This is a genomic window from Mitsuaria sp. TWR114 (genome assembly GCF_007997345.1).
Genome location: NZ_VOSR01000501.1, coordinates 1 through 967 on the forward strand (window position 1 = coordinate 1; position 967 = coordinate 967).

Sequence of the window (967 nt, forward strand, 5' to 3'; positions counted from 1 at the left end):
CCGCGAAGGCGCGCTCAGCCTGCGCACGCCGGAGCTGATCCGCTATGGGGTCGGCGCCGAGGCGGCGCAGCGTTTCGGTCTGCCTTGCGGCGGCACGCTGGAGTTGATGCTGGAGCCGGTGGGATCGCAATCGGCGATCGGCCCGCTGCTGGAGCGGCTCTCGCGCGGCGAGCGGGTGCTGCGCACGCTGGAGCTGGCCACCGGCGCGGTGACCCTGGCGGAGCCGCCGGCGCATTCGCGCGACGGCGCCGACCGGCTGGTGCTGAGCGACACCCGGCTGGTGACCCACCACGGGCCGCAGTGGCGGCTGCTGATCATCGGCGCGGGCCAGATGAGCCAGTACCTGGCGCAGATGGCGCTGGCGCTCGATTACCAGGTGCAGGTCTGCGATCCGCGCGACGACTACCCGTGGACGCTGATCGCGGCGCCCCTGACGCGCGAGATGCCGGACGACGTCGTCCAGCGGCTGCGGCCGGACGGGCACACGGCGGTGGTCGCGCTGACGCACGATCCGAAGCTGGACGACCTCGCGCTGATGGAGGCGCTGCGCAGCCCCGCGTTCTACGTCGGCGCGATCGGCTCGCGGGTGAACCAGGCCAAGCGCCGCGCGCGGCTGAAGGAGCACTTCGACCTGAGCGATGCCCAGCTCGACCGCCTGCACGGCCCGGTGGGCCTGCACATCGGCGCCCGCACGCCGCCCGAGATCGCGCTGGCCATCCTGGCCCACATGACCGCGGAACGCTACGGCGTGCAGGTCGTCAGCAGCGCCTTGCCGGAGGATCGCGGCGAGGCGGGATGCGTGGTCTAGCGGCGCACCCCGCGCTCAGCGCGCTCAGCGCATGCTGTACCCGCGCCCGTCCATGCAGGCCTCCACCGCGCGGTTGAACACGCCGGCGTCGTTCATCGCGGTGGGCTGCGAGGTCGCCCAGCGGTTGCAGTCCTGGCGGTCGGCCTCGGTCTGCGCGGC

The 967-nt window shown here is 73.4% G+C and carries 1 protein-coding gene; it reads left to right on the forward strand.

Annotation, left to right across the window (positions count from 1 at the left end):
* Positions 1-808, forward strand: an 808-nt coding sequence (locus tag FUT87_RS17740; protein ID WP_147241872.1) for an XdhC family protein, incomplete at its 5' end; no start/stop codon positions are given.
* Positions 809-967 lie beyond the last annotated feature (159 nt).